The 17996-nt window shown below is 43.0% G+C and carries 14 protein-coding genes and 1 riboswitch; of the genes, 4 read left to right on the top strand and 10 right to left on the bottom strand.

The window, feature by feature from the left end:
* Positions 1-88: 88 nt before the first annotated feature.
* The 3 genes from NSQ29_RS05270 to NSQ29_RS05260 all read right to left on the bottom strand — a co-directional run bounded on the left by NSQ29_RS05270 (position 89) and on the right by NSQ29_RS05260 (position 4755).
* Positions 89-1729, bottom strand: coding sequence for a response regulator transcription factor (locus tag NSQ29_RS05270; protein WP_341126735.1), 1641 nt, complete (start codon positions 1727-1729; stop codon positions 89-91).
* 11 nt (positions 1730-1740) lie between these two features.
* A complete protein-coding gene (locus NSQ29_RS05265; protein WP_339266233.1) occupies positions 1741-3492 on the bottom strand; it encodes a sensor histidine kinase in 1752 nt (583 codons plus the stop codon).
* Positions 3493-3795: 303 nt separating this feature from the next.
* A complete protein-coding gene (locus tag NSQ29_RS05260) occupies positions 3796-4755 on the bottom strand; it encodes a DMT family transporter (RefSeq protein WP_076299551.1) in 960 nt (319 codons plus the stop codon).
* A 126-nt stretch (positions 4756-4881) separates the two neighbouring features.
* A riboswitch (FMN riboswitch) is annotated at positions 4882-5030 on the bottom strand.
* A 208-nt stretch (positions 5031-5238) separates the two neighbouring features.
* Between NSQ29_RS05260 and NSQ29_RS05255 the strand changes: the two genes are divergently transcribed.
* Entirely contained in the window at positions 5239-6429 is a 1191-nt protein-coding gene (locus NSQ29_RS05255) for a PstS family phosphate ABC transporter substrate-binding protein (protein ID WP_339266235.1), read from the top strand.
* Between the two features lie 207 nt (positions 6430-6636).
* Complete coding sequence (locus tag NSQ29_RS05250; protein ID WP_341124509.1) at positions 6637-8133, top strand: N-acetylmuramoyl-L-alanine amidase family protein; 1497 nt, start codon at positions 6637-6639, stop codon at positions 8131-8133.
* Positions 8134-8184: 51 nt separating this feature from the next.
* Here NSQ29_RS05250 and NSQ29_RS05245 read toward each other — a convergent pair whose 3' ends face one another.
* The 5 genes from NSQ29_RS05245 to NSQ29_RS05225 form a co-directional block, all read right to left on the bottom strand.
* A complete protein-coding gene (locus NSQ29_RS05245; protein ID WP_339242789.1) occupies positions 8185-8589 on the bottom strand; it encodes a VOC family protein in 405 nt (134 codons plus the stop codon).
* A 23-nt stretch (positions 8590-8612) separates the two neighbouring features.
* Positions 8613-10085, bottom strand: a complete 1473-nt coding sequence (locus tag NSQ29_RS05240) for a carboxylesterase/lipase family protein (RefSeq protein WP_341124508.1) — start codon at positions 10083-10085, stop codon at positions 8613-8615.
* A 19-nt stretch (positions 10086-10104) separates the two neighbouring features.
* On the bottom strand, positions 10105-11259 hold the full coding sequence (locus NSQ29_RS05235) for an AI-2E family transporter (RefSeq protein WP_042190319.1): 1155 nt from the start codon (positions 11257-11259) through the stop codon (positions 10105-10107).
* 169 nt (positions 11260-11428) lie between these two features.
* Positions 11429-11578 carry a hypothetical protein gene (locus NSQ29_RS05230; protein ID WP_188114656.1) on the bottom strand — a complete coding sequence of 50 codons (150 nt, stop codon included), beginning with the start codon at positions 11576-11578 and terminating at the stop codon, positions 11429-11431.
* 168 nt (positions 11579-11746) lie between these two features.
* Complete coding sequence (locus NSQ29_RS05225; RefSeq protein ID WP_042190321.1) at positions 11747-12106, bottom strand: (2Fe-2S) ferredoxin domain-containing protein; 360 nt, start codon at positions 12104-12106, stop codon at positions 11747-11749.
* Positions 12107-12218: 112 nt separating this feature from the next.
* Between NSQ29_RS05225 and NSQ29_RS05220 the strand changes: the two genes are divergently transcribed.
* Together NSQ29_RS05220 and NSQ29_RS05215 are read left to right on the top strand one after the other, a co-directional pair.
* Complete coding sequence (locus NSQ29_RS05220; protein WP_341124507.1) at positions 12219-13838, top strand: AraC family transcriptional regulator; 1620 nt, start codon at positions 12219-12221, stop codon at positions 13836-13838.
* 103 nt (positions 13839-13941) lie between these two features.
* Complete coding sequence (locus NSQ29_RS05215; RefSeq protein ID WP_231573322.1) at positions 13942-14961, top strand: ABC transporter substrate-binding protein; 1020 nt, start codon at positions 13942-13944, stop codon at positions 14959-14961.
* Between the two features lie 143 nt (positions 14962-15104).
* On the opposite strand, the gene NSQ29_RS05210 is transcribed toward NSQ29_RS05215, so the two are convergent.
* Positions 15105-16130 (bottom strand): iron-hydroxamate ABC transporter substrate-binding protein, encoded by a 1026-nt coding sequence (locus NSQ29_RS05210; protein ID WP_339266245.1) that lies wholly within the window; start codon positions 16128-16130, stop codon positions 15105-15107.
* Between the two features lie 132 nt (positions 16131-16262).
* Entirely contained in the window at positions 16263-17888 is a 1626-nt protein-coding gene (locus NSQ29_RS05205) for a helix-turn-helix domain-containing protein (protein ID WP_341124505.1), read from the bottom strand.
* Between the last annotated feature and the right edge of the window lie 108 nt (positions 17889-17996).

The raw sequence follows: 17996 nt of genomic DNA, 5'->3' as shown, positions 1-17996 counted from the left end.
TAAGTGTTGGTTATGACTTAATTATAGGGAACAGAAATGATGTCGAATACGTCATTTAAACAAGGTTTCTGCACCTTTCTCAACCTCTCTATCCGTCACGAAATTCATTTGGTGTCATATTGTAATGCTTTTTGAACATTTTGCTGAAATATTGCGGATTCTGATATCCGAGTTCGGTAGTGATTTCATAGATTTTTTTATTCGTATTCTTAAGTAAATAAAGTGCACGTTCCATCCGCATGCGGATAATATAGTCTCCGAGCCCTTCTCCTGTCTCTGCCTTATATATTTTAGATAAGTATACGGGGTGCAGATACACATGATCCGCTATCGTCTTGACCGACAGATCATGCCCAGAATGGTTTCCTACAAGCTCATGTACCTGCTTTATAATGTAACTTTTCGTGTTCTGATCACTTTCTGAGAGTTCCTTCTGCAGCTTGTTTAACATATCAAAAGCCCAGTCCTTCAGCTTGTCAAAAGAAACAATAATGCTCTGTGTCAGCATCGGATCGAACGCATATTGATCGATTTGCGAGATGAACTGCCCCCCTTTGTGGGCAATGTACATGAACGCATTAGTAATGGACAGAAAGACTTCATACAGATGCTCACTTGAAAAGCGTGCATTCTCCATATCTCGGAACACATCAGCTATCTTCTGGCGGGCTGTATCCCATTGTTTAGATTCCAGCAAATGAATGAGCGTTGGCGGACGATAAAGGCTTTCGAGTGATTTGATGCTCATCATCTCCTGAAGATGACGATCCCCCAGATAAAGTACCGATCCTGTTTCATTATGTGTTGTCAAATACATTGAACTTAAGCCACTTCGATAGGCAGCCGTCATCCCTTCGGGAAAAGCAAACCACTCCGTTACGATAAGCGATATCTCACCCTTCAGGTAGTTACTCACACTAATTCTGAAGTTAGTGATCGCTGACTTAAGGATTTGTTGTCTCGCAGCATCGTAATTATTCGACTTCTCTAACTCTCGCTGGATGACTGGCTTCAGTTCCACAAGCAAAATTAAACAATCATGGGGTGCTTTGCAAAACCAGACATGGAACTGCTCCTTAAAGAGCTCCTCGGCAATATTGCCGATGGCATATTCCATTAAGGAGACGGAATGATGATCCATTGCCGCATAATGCTTACCCAGCTGAATCAATAACATCGCCGCTTCAACATCTGATTCGAAAGAGATTTCATATTCTTTAAGCTTTAATGCAAGTGTCCGCTCAGACAGCACTCTACCAAGCAGTAATTCATGCATCAAGTTAGCCCGTAAGACACTGTAATCGGCTTTGCGATTATAGAGTAGCAAATGATATTTATCATGTGCCTCCCATTCATCTTTTAGAGACTCAATCGCTCCGGAGATACTATTGATAAATTCCTCATCACTTACTGGCTTCAAAATATAATCAAAAGCCTGTAGCTGAATCGCCTTCTTAGCGTACTGAAAATCAGAAAAACCTGTCAGCAGAATCGACCGGATATCCGGCCATCTCTCGCTCACCGTTTCAATTAATTGCAAACCGGACATTCCAGGCATTGAAATATCAGTAACCATGATATCTATGTCCTGCTGTTCCAATATTTCCAGAGCCTCGGCACCCGATGCCGCCTGATGCACTTGCTTTACGCCAATCTCGTCCCACGGAATCGTGCGGGCCAGACTTTCTGTTACATAAGGCTCATCATCGACTAACAATATCTCTATCATCATATACCCTCCTAGATGTCATCCATATTATTGTCAGTTAGCGGTAACAACCACTGAAGTTTAACCTGCAATCCTCCGAGTGATGATGGTGCAATCGTCAATCCTGCATCCTCACCAAAACGCAGCCGCATTCTCTGATGCACATTCCAAAGCCCGCAGCCCATTTCTTCATCCATCGCTTTGCCTAGCTTATTTTCCAATACGATAATTTCCTCCGGGGTCATGCCTTTTCCGTCATCCTCAACCGTTAATGTCATAACTCTTCCGTTGCATGTGCCCGTAATTCGCACCAGCCCCTCTTTAGAGACAGGTTCAATCCCATGGATAACCGCATTCTCGACCAAAGGCTGAAGAACCAACGGAGGAAGATCTCTTTTCCGCATTTGCGGCGGGATATGAACATCATATTGAAGTCTGCTCATCCTCATTTTTTGGATCTCCAGATAGTGAGTCACAAATTCCGTTTCTTCAGATAAAGCGACAAGATCGCGTTCTTGGCGGGTCGTATATCTGTAATACCGGGATAAATTATGCGACATACCGACGACAGCACCCATATTATCGAGCTTCGCCATACTCGTAATAAATGAGAAACAATTATAAAAGAAATGCGGATTGATCTGGGATTGAAGCTGCTTTAATCTAGCTTCTCGGACATGGATCTTTTCCATTAACACATTCTCAATCAGCTTCTGAATCTGTTCCACCATGCTATTAAACCTTCCGGACAGGAAGCTGAACTCATTCTTACCTTTGATCTCCACCCGAGCAGAGTAGTCTCCTTGCTTCAATCTCTGGAAGCCTCCAACCAATAATCTAACGGGCACCTGCACCTGAACATATAGTAGATAGGCTACAAGACAGCTCATTAATAACAATGCACCAATAGCAAAATAAAATAAGCGATTGGAGGTTTGGATCGGATGTAGTATTTCTGACAGCGGCATATAGTCGATCAAATACCAGCCCATTTTATCCGAATAGACTATGTTTACACTGTAGGACTCACCATTAATGTTCACTGTACGATTTTCACTTTGCTTCAGCTGCTCTTGCTCCAGCCTTTTTACCAATTCATTAGCTAGCAGCTTGTCAGCACTACGGTTAAAGATAAGTCCAGTACCCTGTTTATAATAAAAAGGATCTCTCCTGCCATCACTTTTGAATTTATCCAGCATATCTTCAATGTTTCGGCTGTCAAACTCCACTTTCATAATCGTATTGACCTTTTCAGGAGTGAACTCTGACATGAAGGGGGTAAAAGAAAACCAAGAGAACACAAAATGGTCGCCATCTTGCTCAACGATCTTTTCTACATGCCAGCCTGACTTAACTTCCCGCTTCAAATCCTCATCCGAATACGGTATAGCATCATTCTCTGACACCATTCGGTGGATGGACGGTGAATATAGGTACAACTTACTCTTCCAGTTGGAGGAGCTTTCCTGAATACTGATTTTGGTCTGGATCCGCTTAATCAGGTTTATCGCATCCAAGTTCAAATGTGTTCCCTTCAAATAAGTATCCTTCAAGCTCAAAATATCAGGATCATGAATGAGCAGGATCGGCCAGGAGGACAACAGCTCCATATTGCTCTCAACTTGATTCTGAAAAAAACTGAGCTGATTGCTGTTCGAAGTATTTAACTCCGTACGTAGCACATCCGTGGTCGTCTTATTGGAATAAAAATAGAGGATCGTAATAGGAATCAGCATGATGACCATGATACTTACGATTTTGGTAAATAAATTATATCTATACACTTTCCTTCACACTCCGACTCAAATGTCATAGCCTCTATTGTACAAATAATCTTCATTAACGCATAGATAATTTCTCCCTGCAAAATGAGGTAGACAGGTGATAGCTTGTTCAAGCACTGTTATCGTCCTCTCTATTGTAAAGGCTTAAATTATTACGCTATATGCTACGTACGAAACATTTCTGCAGTTTTTGCAGTCTAATGTATTGTAGAGACATACAAAAAGGGATGATCCGAAAGCCTCTAGGCATTCCAGTCATCCCTTTATACTTTATTTAGTTCAATCTATACAATCAGAGTCTGTTCAGAGCGTTTGTGCTTTAGATTGTTGACTCGATATGAAGAATAAAGCGGTCCAGATCAACGCGAACCCGATAATTTGCGGTAGCGTGACGAGCTGCTGGAATACGATCCAGTTAATGATTACTCCCGTCATAGGAAAGCTTAGTTCAGCCAATGTAGCAAAGGAAGCTTTGGTAGTGCTGAGTCCTTTGTAATACATCAGCATACTGAGTAGTCCTGGCAGCAGAGCCTGCAGCAACAAATTAATGGCTATGGCAGCAGATGCACCAAATCCACCATTAATCTGCCAAGGAGCACCTTCTAATGTGGTGATAACGAAAAGCAACGGCAGCGCCAATATAAATCTTAGGGAAGTCACGGTCTCATATTTCATAGACCCAAGCAGATAACGTCCCATTACTGTTGAGCCACCCCACAATGCGGCCGCTCCTAAGGCCATCAGACTGCTAACACCGATAAAGTTGTTCACATGTCCGAATGGAATACTCCAGCCAAAGGTCAGCAGATAGGTTCCTACCAGTGCCACAATAATGAGGATTCCGAAATTTTTAGGCAGACGTTCTTTAAGAATTAAGGCTGCAAGACCGATAGCGAATATTGGCTGAAGCTTTTGCAGCAACAGCACAGCATTTAAATCCCCACTGGAGAGTGCCATCGTAAATAGAATTGTCGCCCCAGCAGAACCTCCCCAGGAAACAATTAGCAAAGCTCCAATCTGGCGAAATCCAATACCTTTTAGCTCCGCCCGGTGACGCCAAAGAACAGGGGAAGCAGCCAAGAAAAGCACCACATGCTCCAAAAGAACAATTTGCGATGAGGTCAAAGATTTTAAGAGGATAATACGAAAGAGCGGATCAACGCCCCATAGTGCTGCACCGAACACAACGAGCCAAAACCCACTGCGTAACGGCGACGTGCTGCTTACCTTATTAGCTGATGATGAAGCTGTTACATTACTCATAATTCCATTCTCCTTGTCGATACAAACCCTCGATAAGAGACCAAAAACCCCCGAATCACCATAAAAGGTCGACTCGGGGGCATTATCAATAAAGACGTACAGGATAGACTCCTAGCGCCTTTATCTTATGATCCTCTCCCATCCGGACTTTACCGTCGGCTCTGGATTCACACCAGATCAGTCACTTCTCTGCAAGCAGAACAAGTGAGTCGCGGGCTCAGTTCGCTTTGAACATTACCGCCGGTTGGGAATTTCACCCTACCCCGAGAATCTTGTATTCCGTTGTTTTTTTCACAATCTCAGAATAAACCTCTTCTTGCCATTCGTCCAGTACTTTATGAAAATATACATAAAATTTTCATGTATCACAGCTTTTCTTACATATTTTATTCGTTATTGTTCTACTGTCTCATCCAAAAAAATCTGTATAATGAAATTATGTTTATTTTTCCATAGTTTAGGAATTTTTCTAAGGAGGTTGTTATGAAAGAATCATTTTGGATGAAGGAGTCATTCTGGACGAAGTTATTGTTCTCCTTTTTCGCTGTCGGAGTCATAGCTTTTTTAGGATTCATAGGTTCCATAATTACCGCGCTTTTCGGGGGACTAATGTTTTATACTCCACTTGTGGCGATTTTATCTGTTGTGATAGCTATTTATGTTGTACTCCTTATATTTAATGTGTTGTCCCGAAAAACAAGCAATATTATATTGCTATCCATCCTCGGACTTAGTGTGCTCGTAACCGCAGGATATGAGATCAAACAAGCATATATCAACAGCATTGCCACGGTCGATGATCGGGAAGTTAATTTGGTACAATACGAACCTTTTGCTGAGAATACCAAAGCAGTGAATTTGGATAAACCTTCTTCATATCATATCGATAACAACTTACCAAAATTGGATGGCGCTACCGCACTATACCCACTGTATTCAGCTTTCGTGCAATCTGCTTATCCTGCGGCAAGTTATAATCCATATGATTTTCAAACAAGTCAAGTGATTTGCAGTAGCACACCGGAAGCTTACAAAAGACTAATCGAAGGTGAAACTGATATTATCTTTGTCGCTGCTCCTTCTCTTGCCCAACAGAAACATGCGAAGCGAAAAGGCGTCGAGCTGAAGCTCACACCCATCGGCCGCGAGGCTTTCGTATTTTTTGTGAATAAACGAAACGAAGTAACTGGACTTTCCACCGCCCAGCTTAAAGATATCTACGCAGGCAAGATCACCAATTGGAAAGATGTAGGCGGAGCTAATAACCGTATTCGCGCTTTTCAACGCCCAGAGGATAGTGGGAGCCAGACGATGCTGCAAAAGTTTATGGGAGACACTACACTCATGACACCTCCTAAGGAAGACGTGGCGGATATTATGAGCGGAATTATTAAACAAACCTCCAGTTATCGCAATTATAAAAATGCACTTGGGTACAGCTTCTTATTTTACGCCTCAGAAATGAATCAAAGTGGGGAAATTGCACTACTCGCCATCGATGGTGTTAAGCCCGACAAAGAGAGTATTCGCAGTGGACAGTACCCTTTGGCTACAGAATTTTATGCTGTGACTGCTGGAAGTGACAACCCCAATATTCAGCCCTTTCTAGATTGGATGCAATCTGCTCAAGGTCAGGAATTGGTAGAAAAAACGGGTTATACTTCTTTGCAATAAAATATTGTTAGGGAAAGAGAGCTAACCCAAATGTTTGGGAAAGCTCTCTTTTCGCTTTTTATACCGAAATTTTTCCTTTTTCACTCTAAAAGAGCGCAACTTTTGGAAACTATTGTCGTTTAAGATTTATATAAGCCGAAACTGCATCATAGGAAGAAAAAGTAAGAATTGCTAGAAACCAAGAAACGGGGATGGTAGGGATTGCAGATGAAGAAGTTTGGTTTTTTGGCGTTACTGCTGCTTTTGTTGGTGCTGGTTCATCCAGGAACTGGTTATGCCGGCTCTGCAGAGACACACATCAATCTAGACGGCAATGATCTTAAGATTTCAAAAGAAGCACAAGTTCAAATTGTAAATGGAAGCGTGATGGTTCCACTTCGCCTCGTTACGGAGCAGCTTGGTTATACCGTGAAATGGGATAATGTGACCAAGACTGCAACCATTGAGCAAAAGGGAACGACATTAAAGCTTATCGTGAATAATGCGATGGCAGAGGCTTCGGGGAAACAGGTAAAACTGGACAACCCTCCTTTTCTCAGTGGCAACACGACCCTCGTTCCTTTAAGATTTGTTGGTGAACAGACAGGAACTACTGTCGGTTGGGATAATGTGACCAAAACGGTATACTTAACTTCTCCAGTACCAGAGATTGGCGGAAGCGAACCAGAAATTACAGTTCCAGACACATCTGTAACCGCACCCTCTGATAATGGATCGAATGGTAACACAACAACTGATGAAAACACCTTGACGGCAGCAGTCACAAATCTTAGCTTCATCGATAACAAGCTCATCATCGCGATGAACGGCAGTGTAACACCAAATGTATTCACAATGACAGATAAAGACCGAATTGTCGTAGATTTACCGAATACCAGCTTTGGCGACAGCTTTCATCAGAACCTTTCTGTCGGAAAAAACCAAAGTGGGCAGTTGACGATTACCGAATATCCTAACGTCTCAACCATTCGTTATTCATTATTCAGTAGTTCTCCCTCTACGATCCGGATCGTGATTGATCTGAACAGTGCGAATAACTACAGTGTAACGAATGCTAACGATGGACTTATTATAGTGGATCTAAATGGGACAAGCACAACGCCTCCTGCAACCACTGTACCTGAAGTACCGGTCACAACGCCTCCACCTTCTACTGGAAACACAGACAAGAAGATAATTGTTATTGATGCAGGACATGGTGGGAAAGATCCCGGCACTGGAAGTAACCGCAAAGAGAAGGATTTCACCTTGCCAACAGCACTGAAAATTGCAGAATTACTAAAGAAAGAGCCAAATATTGAGGTTGTGCTCACTCGAAGTGATGATACATACCCGACCCTGCAGGACAGATCCAACCTCGCCAATAAGGTAAAAGCAGATTTGTTTATCTCTGTTCATGCCAATAGTATCCCAGTGGGCAGTAAGAGCAATCCTAGTGGTACAGAGACCTATTACACACGTAAAGATAGTTTATTATTCGCGCAAACCGTTCATAAATATCTTACTGTTGCTACAGGTCTTCAGGATCGAGGGGTTCGTCAAGCAAATTATCATGTAACAAGAGAAACTAAAATGCCAGCCATTTTATTAGAATGTGGTTACTTAAGTAATACCAAGGACGAAGCATTACTCTTCACAGTAGATGTTCAGAATAGGATAGCCGAAGCAGTAGTTCTAGGGATTAAGGAATATTTAGGTCGATAGAAAAAAGGGGAGCTTCTTAGGCAATTGGCTAAGAAGCTCCCCTTTCTATTTTTATTCTTGTTTGTTATTCCAAACACTCATTCGTTCTCTTAGATTAGAAGTGTGTAGCTCTAACTGAATCCCATCTGGATCGAGAAAGTTGACGGTCCAGCCTACTCCCCTTTTAACAGGTCCTCTAATGATTCGTACTTCGTGGGTACGGAGTACCTGTACAGCCTCCTCGAAATGTTCTTCCGCTATACTAAAGGCAATGTGGTCTATCCCAATTACACTGCCCATTAATTCAGTGTATTCTGGCTTTTCAATGAGGCAAATCCATGCGCTTCCCCATTCCAGATAGGCATCTGTATTGCCTTTGTGTATTAGCTGAAGACCCAAAATACCAGTATAAAAATTCAATGAACGTGATAAATCACTCACATTTACCGTCACATGATTAAATCCTTGGACCTTCATCCCCGTTCATCTCCTCAGACTTCTCAAACCAGAATAGAGACAATTCTCTTGCGTTTCTCTGAATCGGGATCTTGAGTTACTCGCATCTCTTCATCAAAGATCAGTGTAGGACGTTCTTCCAGATTATACTCAGGCCATGATAGCTCAGATGTAGCTGGGTTTCCTCGATGAGCAAAGGCAATCCATGCCGTATGCATACTTTCAGCCAATTTTTGCATCGCCGGTGTAATTTCCGCACCCAAGCGAGTTACATGAGACAAATTGTTAAAAGCATAGACAATTTCCGCACCATGTACAGCTTTGTTTAACAATGGATGGCCAGGGACCGTCCCATCAAAACGATACATCCACACAGGCGCATAGGCCAATTGATTCTCAGCTAAGGATATAGAGGTTCCCCAGAAATATAGATCCGTTAGAATCTCCGCCTGTCCCTCCCATGTAGAAGAATAGTGGCTGGCAACCTCCGCCAGACTTCCAGTTCCCATCATCTGCTCCAGCGCCTTGAGCGATTCATCAAAGTCTGCACCTGGTGTTTCTCCCCTGAAAAATAAATTCCCCTCATCTCGATTGGTTCCAATCAACAAAGGAATACCCTGGGCTGATCCTTCTGCCACAGCCTGTGCAGGATCTACAGGAAGCGTATCCCCATCAATGACAGGCTGAAATAACATGCCTATTGAACCACCCGTTAATTTAATGGTCATTCTTGTGGCTGCTTCTATAATTTGTTCCGCTGAGAACGTATTAAGTAGGCTAGTATCTCCATTAGGAGAAATGCCTAGTTCAGTAAGTAATGCTACAGCAATATCTTTTCCTTGCTGATTTGGCAAGGTTTGAGCAGCCCCACTTTGCATGATCGCTCCAGCAAATAATCCCTTTGCAGCAGGCATAGCCAGAAGGGCAGCGATACTCATGCTGCCAGCTGATTCTCCAAATACCGTAACTCGCTGAGGGTCGCCTCCAAAGGCGGCAATATTAAGCTTTACCCATTCCAGCGCGGCAATTTGATCCAGCAAGCCTTGATTAGACGCAAATCCATCACCAAGCGAAGACAGATGCATAAAACCAAACGGTCCCAGTCGATAATTAATCGTCACCAAGATTACATTACCGTTCTTCGCGAAACTAGTGCCATCAAACTGTGGCTGACTTCCAGCACCAGTCACAAATGTACCCCCGTGGATCCAGAACATCACAGGAAGTGCCTCGCCTGGGGATGCAGGTGACCATACATTTAAATATAAACAATCTTCAGAATGACGAGGTGTTAAGCCACCGAAACGCGTACCTCTCGTATCCGCTGGCTGATGGCTAACTGGACCAAATTCAGAAGCATCTCTAATTCCGCTCCAAGCTTCTGGTGGCTGCGGCGCACGAAATCGAAGCTCTCCAACTGGTGGAGCGGCAAAAGGGATTCCACGCCAAACGTTCACGCCATCCTCCTCTCGTCCTTGAAGCTTACCGTAAGAGGTTACTACTATCGGTCCTACCATTACATTTCACCCTTCCACATTATTCCTTATTCTCTTCAATCTGCTTATACAATCCGGACTGGAACCGGAACCATTGAAAAATATGTGTAAATACAACCTTGAGCACCGCGTAACCAGGAACTGCAAGGATAATGCCAAGAACGCCGAACATTTTGCCGGCAAAAATAATCACAAAAATGATCGTGATCGGATGAATCTTCAGTGTCTTGCCCATAATCTGCGGAGAGATAAACTTCCCTTCAATCAGCTGTACAGCCGTCCAAACGATGATCATCTTCAGCAGCATAAATGGTGAAGTGACCATGGCCACAATTAAGGCTGGTGTAATAGCAATTGCCGGACCCAAATAGGGAACAACTGCTGTACAAGCAGCGGCAATGGCAAGGACAAGTGAATACTCCAGACCAATAATCAAGTAGCCAATATAGAGCAGCGCACCAATGCAGCAGCTTACTATAATTTGCCCTCTAATATAGGAAGATACCTGGGCGTTCATCTCCGACATTACCATCCGAGTCTGCGGCTGCAGCGCGGTAGGTACAAATTTCAAAATGTAATCTGGCAATCTTTTTCCATCACGAAGCAAGTAGAATAGAATAAACGGTGTCGTCACCACCGCCAGCACAATCTCCGTAACGGCTCCGACGAAGCTCCCTACACCTGTTAGCGCATTATTCAGAAAAGAAGTGCCCCAAGCCGTAATTTTACTGGTGATTTCACTTAGGTTAGTTCCTATACTATCTTGAACTTGACCAAAGAATTCGCTTCCCGTCAGATTCATAAATCGTTCCTGGATCAAGTCACTATACCTTGGAAAATCGTCAATCAAACCAGATAATTGCGTTCGGAGAATCGGAATCACCATCACCAGAATCAACGTAATAATACCCGCAATTAACAGATAAAGAATGATGATTGCATACACACGTTTCATCCTGAATCTTTTTCCCATTAGGTCTACTAACGGATTCAACAAGTAATAAGCGATACCGGATAGTAACAATGGTGCAGCCACCGTGTGCAGCAATACAGATATAGGCGTAAAAATAAACGGTATCTTTGAGAACACCAGGATAGTTACCCCAGTTAACAATAAAATAAGTAAGGTTACCACAAATTTATTGTTCAGAAAAAACTTCTTAAACTTTCCCGGCCACACCTGCAGCCTCTCCATCGAACCCTCTCCCCCATGCGCCACCTTATATGAAGTGTTATTTTATTCACTTTTTAATAGCATAGTCAACGTTAGGGGCGCAAGTCAAATTTGATATCTGCAATTCTGCCCGCCTTCACAAAACCAATCGATTGATATACTTTGTTAGAATCCAGGTTTTTGGCATCTGCTACGCCATGAATTCTGCAATCGTAGTACTGTATTCTTCAGTCGCAAGCATCATATATGTATGAAAAGTTTCTTCATGTAATTCACAAAAAGATTCCGCAAACAACTGCGCCGTTTCTGCATGATCATCCACTGTAAACCTCTTAAACATGTCTATTCCCCCCAGATCTTCCTTTCATTCAATCATAATCCTCTACTAAACAAAAAGAAACGAAGTTGCTTTCCTGAAAAGACAAAAAAATACCGCCAGCGCATTGACGGTACTTCAATCATTTCTACTTAGATTTCACTTAGCTGCGAACCTTCGATCAGTGGACAGCTATTTTTTCTTCTTCCCTTTAGCTCCCTTGTCATTTGCAGCCATCAGCTGACCATCATATGTGTACAGCAGATGATCTTCAAGTCTCTCGCCCTGTAAATGCTTCCGTACTAGCGATTTCGCTGATTTAGGTGTGATCTCTTTATACCACACGCCTTCAGGGTATGCGATCACGACGCAGGAATCTGAACATCTACCATTACAACGGGTTACCGTCGTATGTATAAGACTCTGTGCACCTTGCTTTTCAATCTCATCTTCTATCGCTTCAGCTACCTCTTCACCTTTATGTTTCTTGCAGCTGCTACCATTACATATCAACAAGTGACTTACGGTTCCTTGTAAATTCCAAGTTGTCATGAAATCCCCATTCCTTTCATACCTAAAAATATTCGTTAGCGGATTATTCTAAACACTATCATAAGAGCCATTATAGTCAATAGAAAGAAAGACTGGTATACTATAATTGAGAATGATTATCATTGAAAAGGGAGCGATTTCTACCATGCCCATCCAATCCGGCGGGATGCCACATCATTCCCATCCTTTTTATATGCCTGTTAAGATTAGTAGCCTAACAAGTCTTTCCCACTACGCAACCGATAACATCCCAGCTACGAATTCCTGTATTATGTTTGTCTGGGAAGGTAAAGGTCAGCTTGAGATAGATGGCGAACTTCATAGCCTCGAATCCGGAAGCATCATGATCTTTGCTGCAACTTCAAATTTGAAGCTAGAGAATGAGCAACAGTTACAGGGGATGTGGATAGAGTACACCAGTATGCCCAACCATAGGCAAGAGCATTATTTTCTAAATGGCAGCCCAGCTTTACACCACGCCTCCACACAATTGATCGCACTGTCTGGTGAGCTTTACAGTGCTTGGATAGAACCTGATGATCGGAAACCGTTTAAGGTCCAGCAATTATTCACTCAATTCATCGTGGATCTTCATCATGAATTGGCTGCAAAAAAGGAGACGTCAGGAAGCTGGATTGAAAATGTGTTTGAATACATAGAAGCTCATTACAACGAAGATATTACTCGGGAGCAGATGGCTACGTTAGCTGGGGTAAGCCCTGAACACTTCTCACGTACCTTTCGTAAAATTATGGGCCAAACTTTCAGCGCTTATATTACACTGTTAAGAATCCGCAGAGCACAGCAGCGAATCCTCACCAGTTCCCCAAATCTAACAACACTGGCGCATGAGGTTGGTTATGAAGAAGGAACTTATCTGAGCCGTAAATTCAAGCAGCTTGTGGGTCTTTCACCTACAGCCTATCAGAACAAGAACAAAAAAATTGTTGCTTTAAACTACAATCACACAGCTATCCTACGGGTACTGGAAATTATGCCTCAACTCGGTGTTTATTCGGATTGGCATCGGAGCTTAGAGCAAGTGCCAGCCTCCAAACAACTTACGATGAACGAAGGTAACTCTTCCCTTCTATTTGATTCGATAGCTTTAGCAAAGCCAGATATCATTATCAGCTACAATATTCCTGAGAATAAGATGCTGACTCCAGTTGCTCCGGTCATTGAATTACCCTTTATGCAAATGAGCTGGCGAGAGCAATTTGGTTTGATCGCTGATGTAGTCAACCGGCGACAGCGAGCAGAAGAATGGTTAGGTCATTACGATGGGCTCTGCCATACTGCCAATAAGAAACTGAATCATTCGATAGGATCGGAAAGAGGGACAGCTATCGTTTGGGAGCTTAGTTCCCGAGCAGCTTATTGTTTCAGTAGCAGTTACGGTAGGGGATGTCAGATTTTGTACGGAGATCTTGGATTCAAGCCACCATCCATCATTATGGAGAACGGAATAATGGATTCAGGGTATCTAGTGTCTTCTATTGAGGAAATCGGAACCTATCCTGCAGACTATATTATTATCACTAGTATCCCATCATCTTCTGAGGGAAGAAAACGCCTCTCTCGCCTTCTGCGTTCTCGTGATTGGAAGCAGTTAGATGCAGTCCGTAACAATCGGGTATACATCCTGAACCAGGGTGACATGTTCTATGGATTTGATCCGCTGTCTTCTCAAGCACAGCTTAAAGAATTGCTGCATGTGATGACATCATAAATATGCACAAACGAAGATCATATTCGTCCATAGTAAATAACCAGAGAAGATTGTAAAGTTCTTATTGAGAATGATAATCAATTACCATAGGAGGAACAACAAATTGCATAATCTACAAAAGAATACTTCGAAACAGAATCATTGGCTTCTATTTCCCTTCATGCTGACGTTAATTCTAGTCCTATCAGCTTGTGGAAATTCCAATACTACGGTGGAGAATACAGGTGGTACCAGTAATACAACAGCAGCAACACAAGCACCAACCGAAACTAATCAAGAAGCAGAAAGTGCTGAAACCCCTACTGTCAAGACAGTAAGTACCGTAAAAGGTGATGTTGAAATCCCTGTTCATCCTAAACGAATTGTCGCTGAGGAATACTTGGGAAGTCTAATAGCTCTTGATACCATTCCTATCGGAGCTCCAGGCTTGACCTTAGAGAATATGTATTATAAGGAGGCTCTTACCGGTGTTACAGACACAGGGGCGTACGGTAAAATGTCACCTGAAAAAATCATCGCACTAAATCCTGACTTGATTATTTCGGGACAAGCAGAAAGCTATGAAACGCTTAGCAAAATTGCTCCTACCATCATTGTGCCTTACGGGGATTTAAAAGATGCTCATGCAGAATTAACCTATTTCGGAGAACTCCTTGGAAAGGAACAAGAAGCAAAGAATTGGCTTGCAGATTATGACAAACGGATAGCCGAAGCTAAAGCAAAAGTGGACAAGGCCCTCCCGGCAGATGCAACCTTCTCCATCATGGAAGACGGTGGAAAATCCATCTGGGTCTATGGCGATAACTTTGGCCGAGGCGGACAGCCCATCTATCAAGCGCTTGGTCGCAAGCCGCCTACAGAAGTAGCAGCGGAGATTATGGAGAAGCAATGGGCGGAAATTTCTAAAGAAGCATTAACTAAATATGCCGGAGATTATATTATCTTAACCTCAAATAACCTTACAGAAGCTGATTACAAGGCTGATTCATTTTGGGGCAACCTTCCTGCAGTCAAAAATGGACACCTCTATGTTTGGAAAGAAGAACGTTCCTGGTATTATGACCCTATCGCGGTATTAACCCAGACCGAAGAGCTGGCCGATTGGCTAATAAATAATAAATAATGCATGAGAAAAAGGGATGTCCGAAGCCATAGCGGCTAAGCGGACATCCCTTTATTGTTGTACAAAATTCCTACTAAGATAACTTATAAGCATCTAAAGGCGTTTTATCTGTGAGTAGTTTTATCTCACGCTTCAAATTTAACTTATTGTAGGGACTTCAACAACGTGACTATCTCATCCAGCTGCTTGTCCAGCGCATAAGCATCAGAGAGATAATAAGTTTTGAGATCGTAAGTGAACACATGACCCGCCTTAACAGCAGGTAAACTTTGCCAGAAGACACTGTCCAGAATGTCCAGTTTATCCTGCTCCACACCACGGCTGAAGCCTTGGAATATATAATCAGCTTCTTCTAGATACTCGGGCAGCGTTTCGAGAGAAAGGGAAGCCCAGCCTTCCTTAAAGGCTACCTCTTCGACAAGATCAGGTGCATGCAGCCCCAATCCGTTGTATATAATCTCTCCACCACGCCCATATGACGAACCGTATAGATACAGCTCTTTACCGGCAATTTCAAAGATTGCCACCTTTTTATCAGCTGCGATCAGATCGGCCAATTCCGCTTTCTTCGCTTCCAGCTTCTGATTGAAATCCGCCACCCATTTTACAGCCTGCTGCTCCTTGTTCAAGATTTTCCCGATCTCGATCAATCGTTCCTTATAGTCGTATTTGCCCCAAGGAATAAAGACAGTCGGAGCAATCTTGGAGATTTGCTCATAGGTATCTTCCTGATAAGTGATAATCAAATCCGGTTCCAGGCTCGTTATTTTCTCCAGGGACACCGTCATGTCATCACCCACTACTTCTACACCTGTAAGCGCCTCTTTGAAATATGGATGATTCAAGATGTCATTCCCAGCTACGGCAATGGGCGTCACCCCCAGCGTCAGAAGATCACCGATAAAGTCTTGTACCGGAATTACAATTCTTTGTGGATTGCGTGGGATCTGCACCGGACCTTTATCGCTTTCGTATGTCCAGTACTCTGCATCAGCAGCCGGCTCCGTGCTGGCAACTACAGAATCATTAGTGCTTTTAGCCACTTCAGCAGACGTGCTAGCTGGAGCATTCCCCTGATTAGCAGCTTGTCCGCATGCGCTCAACATTAGCACCAGCGTAAGTACAACGGCTATCATACTTGTTTTTCCTAACGATATTACTCTGTACAATGTAAATCCCCCTTGAGACTTTATATTATTGTGATATTGATAATCAATATCATTTAGATTCATGTTTAATATAACGTCTCCGTGGGAAAACATATATACACGCTAATACATCAATTTGGCTATGGACGATTGTCAGCTTAACTTATGGCCGATTAACAAATCTGTCTGTATCTCCAACTGACGTTCGAGTGCAAGCCCTTCGCTGCCCCAAAATTCCTCAAGCTTGAGGTAATATATGCGTTCATTCCTGAATGCTGGAAGATTGCGCCAAACCACACTCTTGCTAATGCGTTTACGTGTTCTCGACATCCAGTCCTCTCGTCCTGATACAACCACAAACATATGGTCAGCCGCGTATATTGGCAATTCCGATAGTGAGATGCATAGATGATCATTCCGCTCCAGAACATCTGACCTTACCTTGTCCGGCGGAGCTAACCCTAGCATTGGATACAGATTGTACACACCTCGGGCTGTATGATTCCAGATATAAATACTGTTATCTTGCCTAATCTCATACACCGCTACCGTTTCACCAGATTCAATTAGTGAGGACAAGCGCTGCTTGGCCAAATCTATTTTCAAATGATAGTGCCTTATCCATGCCTCTGCCCTCTCCTCTTCTCCCAGCAGTCTGCCGAATAAACGAATCTGTTCTAAGCGGTCCATTTCATCACATTCCACCGTAACTAGTGGACCCAACTTTTCCATCCATTTAAGCTGACGGGGGCTCAGATAGGTCGGTGCAATGACTATATCAGCTTCCAGTCCAGACAAGTCCGCTTCCGCCGAACATCCCTGCAACTCAAACGATCGTACATCCGCCAGTTCCGGCTGTAAAAGCAATGAGTAGTTCATCACATCTTTTTCAACCGCGACAGGCTTCAATCCCAGCGCAAGTAAATCCCCGAAAAATTGCAACGCTACTATCCGCTTCGGTTTGGGACGCAAACGGAAATCTGTTGGAGTCATCCCGGTGACTTGCTTGAATTTCCGGCTCAGATATAGTCCATCTGAATAGCCTACTTTTTGAGAAATTTGCTGTATTGTTGCTTGGCTGGACATCAAATATTTTTTCGCTTTATTCACTCTTAAATGAGCTACATATTCGGTGAAGCTCCAGCCCGTCTGCTTGCGGAACCATACTGAGAAATAGCGAGGATTAAATCCCATCATTCTAGACATCATCTCTCGCGTAATCTCCTTTTGGAGGTTCTGGTGAATATAAGAGAGCATTCTGAAATATGAACTATCCGTAATGTCTGCTTCAGTATCAGCCTCTACAACCAGTTGATGCAGCTGATGCAGCAAGGATTGAATTCTATCTGCCTGTGCTTCTAAATTATTGGCAGCAACGTCTTCCAATTCGCTGAATAAGCGGGTTATTTTATTCGTCGTACGTACTGGTAAGATCCCATTGACCGGAAAAAATTCACGGCAAAGTCCATAGACCAATTCTTGCTCAGTGCTATTGCTTAGCCCATATACCTCATAGGAGATTGCTAGAACAGAGATAACGGACTCTAATGGAGCATTAATATGATAAGTCGCACCTGCGCTTAAAAAAAGAATTTCACCTATTTTAAGAGCTACTGTCTCTCCTTCAATGATTATTAGAACGGTAGCTTCTATTGGTGTCAGGAAGAGTGGGGACTGGGCAATCTGGAGATTACTGATATGACCACCACCGCATTGGCGTTTCCCAGCCTCTTTTAACATATAAATTCTGTGAACCGGGTTATTATTAGATAGCTTCATTTCTGCTCCCTTCCAGATCATCAGGCTATTAAACCTTGAAATATAAAGAAGGCGCATAAGGCTTCTCTCCGCTCGAAATGGATAAGAAGCCCTATACGCTCAACAATT

Source organism: Paenibacillus sp. FSL F4-0236, assembly GCF_038000135.1.
Taxonomy (GTDB): Bacteria; Bacillota; Bacilli; order Paenibacillales; family Paenibacillaceae; genus Paenibacillus_AQ.
The sequence above is the reverse complement of the archived record's forward strand: the minus strand, read 5'-3'. Positions and strand labels throughout refer to the sequence as shown.

What these genes read in the sequence shown, in the direction of transcription:
- NSQ29_RS05270 (WP_341126735.1), bottom strand. Translation starts at nt 1,729, where the DNA reads ATGATAGAGATATTGTTAGTCGATGATGAGCCTTATGTAACAGAAAGT.
- NSQ29_RS05260 (WP_076299551.1), bottom strand. Translation starts at nt 4,755, where the DNA reads ATGAGTAATGTAACAGCTTCATCATCAGCTAATAAGGTAAGCAGCACG.
- NSQ29_RS05255 (WP_339266235.1), top strand. Translation starts at nt 5,239, where the DNA reads ATGAAAGAATCATTTTGGATGAAGGAGTCATTCTGGACGAAGTTATTG.
- NSQ29_RS05250 (WP_341124509.1), top strand. Translation starts at nt 6,637, where the DNA reads ATGAAGAAGTTTGGTTTTTTGGCGTTACTGCTGCTTTTGTTGGTGCTG.
- NSQ29_RS05245 (WP_339242789.1), bottom strand. Translation starts at nt 8,589, where the DNA reads ATGAAGGTCCAAGGATTTAATCATGTGACGGTAAATGTGAGTGATTTA.
- NSQ29_RS05240 (WP_341124508.1), bottom strand. Translation starts at nt 10,085, where the DNA reads ATGGTAGGACCGATAGTAGTAACCTCTTACGGTAAGCTTCAAGGACGA.
- NSQ29_RS05235 (WP_042190319.1), bottom strand. Translation starts at nt 11,259, where the DNA reads ATGGAGAGGCTGCAGGTGTGGCCGGGAAAGTTTAAGAAGTTTTTTCTG.
- NSQ29_RS05230 (WP_188114656.1), bottom strand. Translation starts at nt 11,578, where the DNA reads ATGTTTAAGAGGTTTACAGTGGATGATCATGCAGAAACGGCGCAGTTG.
- NSQ29_RS05225 (WP_042190321.1), bottom strand. Translation starts at nt 12,106, where the DNA reads ATGACAACTTGGAATTTACAAGGAACCGTAAGTCACTTGTTGATATGT.
- NSQ29_RS05220 (WP_341124507.1), top strand. Translation starts at nt 12,219, where the DNA reads ATGATTATCATTGAAAAGGGAGCGATTTCTACCATGCCCATCCAATCC.
- NSQ29_RS05205 (WP_341124505.1), bottom strand. Translation starts at nt 17,888, where the DNA reads ATGAAGCTATCTAATAATAACCCGGTTCACAGAATTTATATGTTAAAA.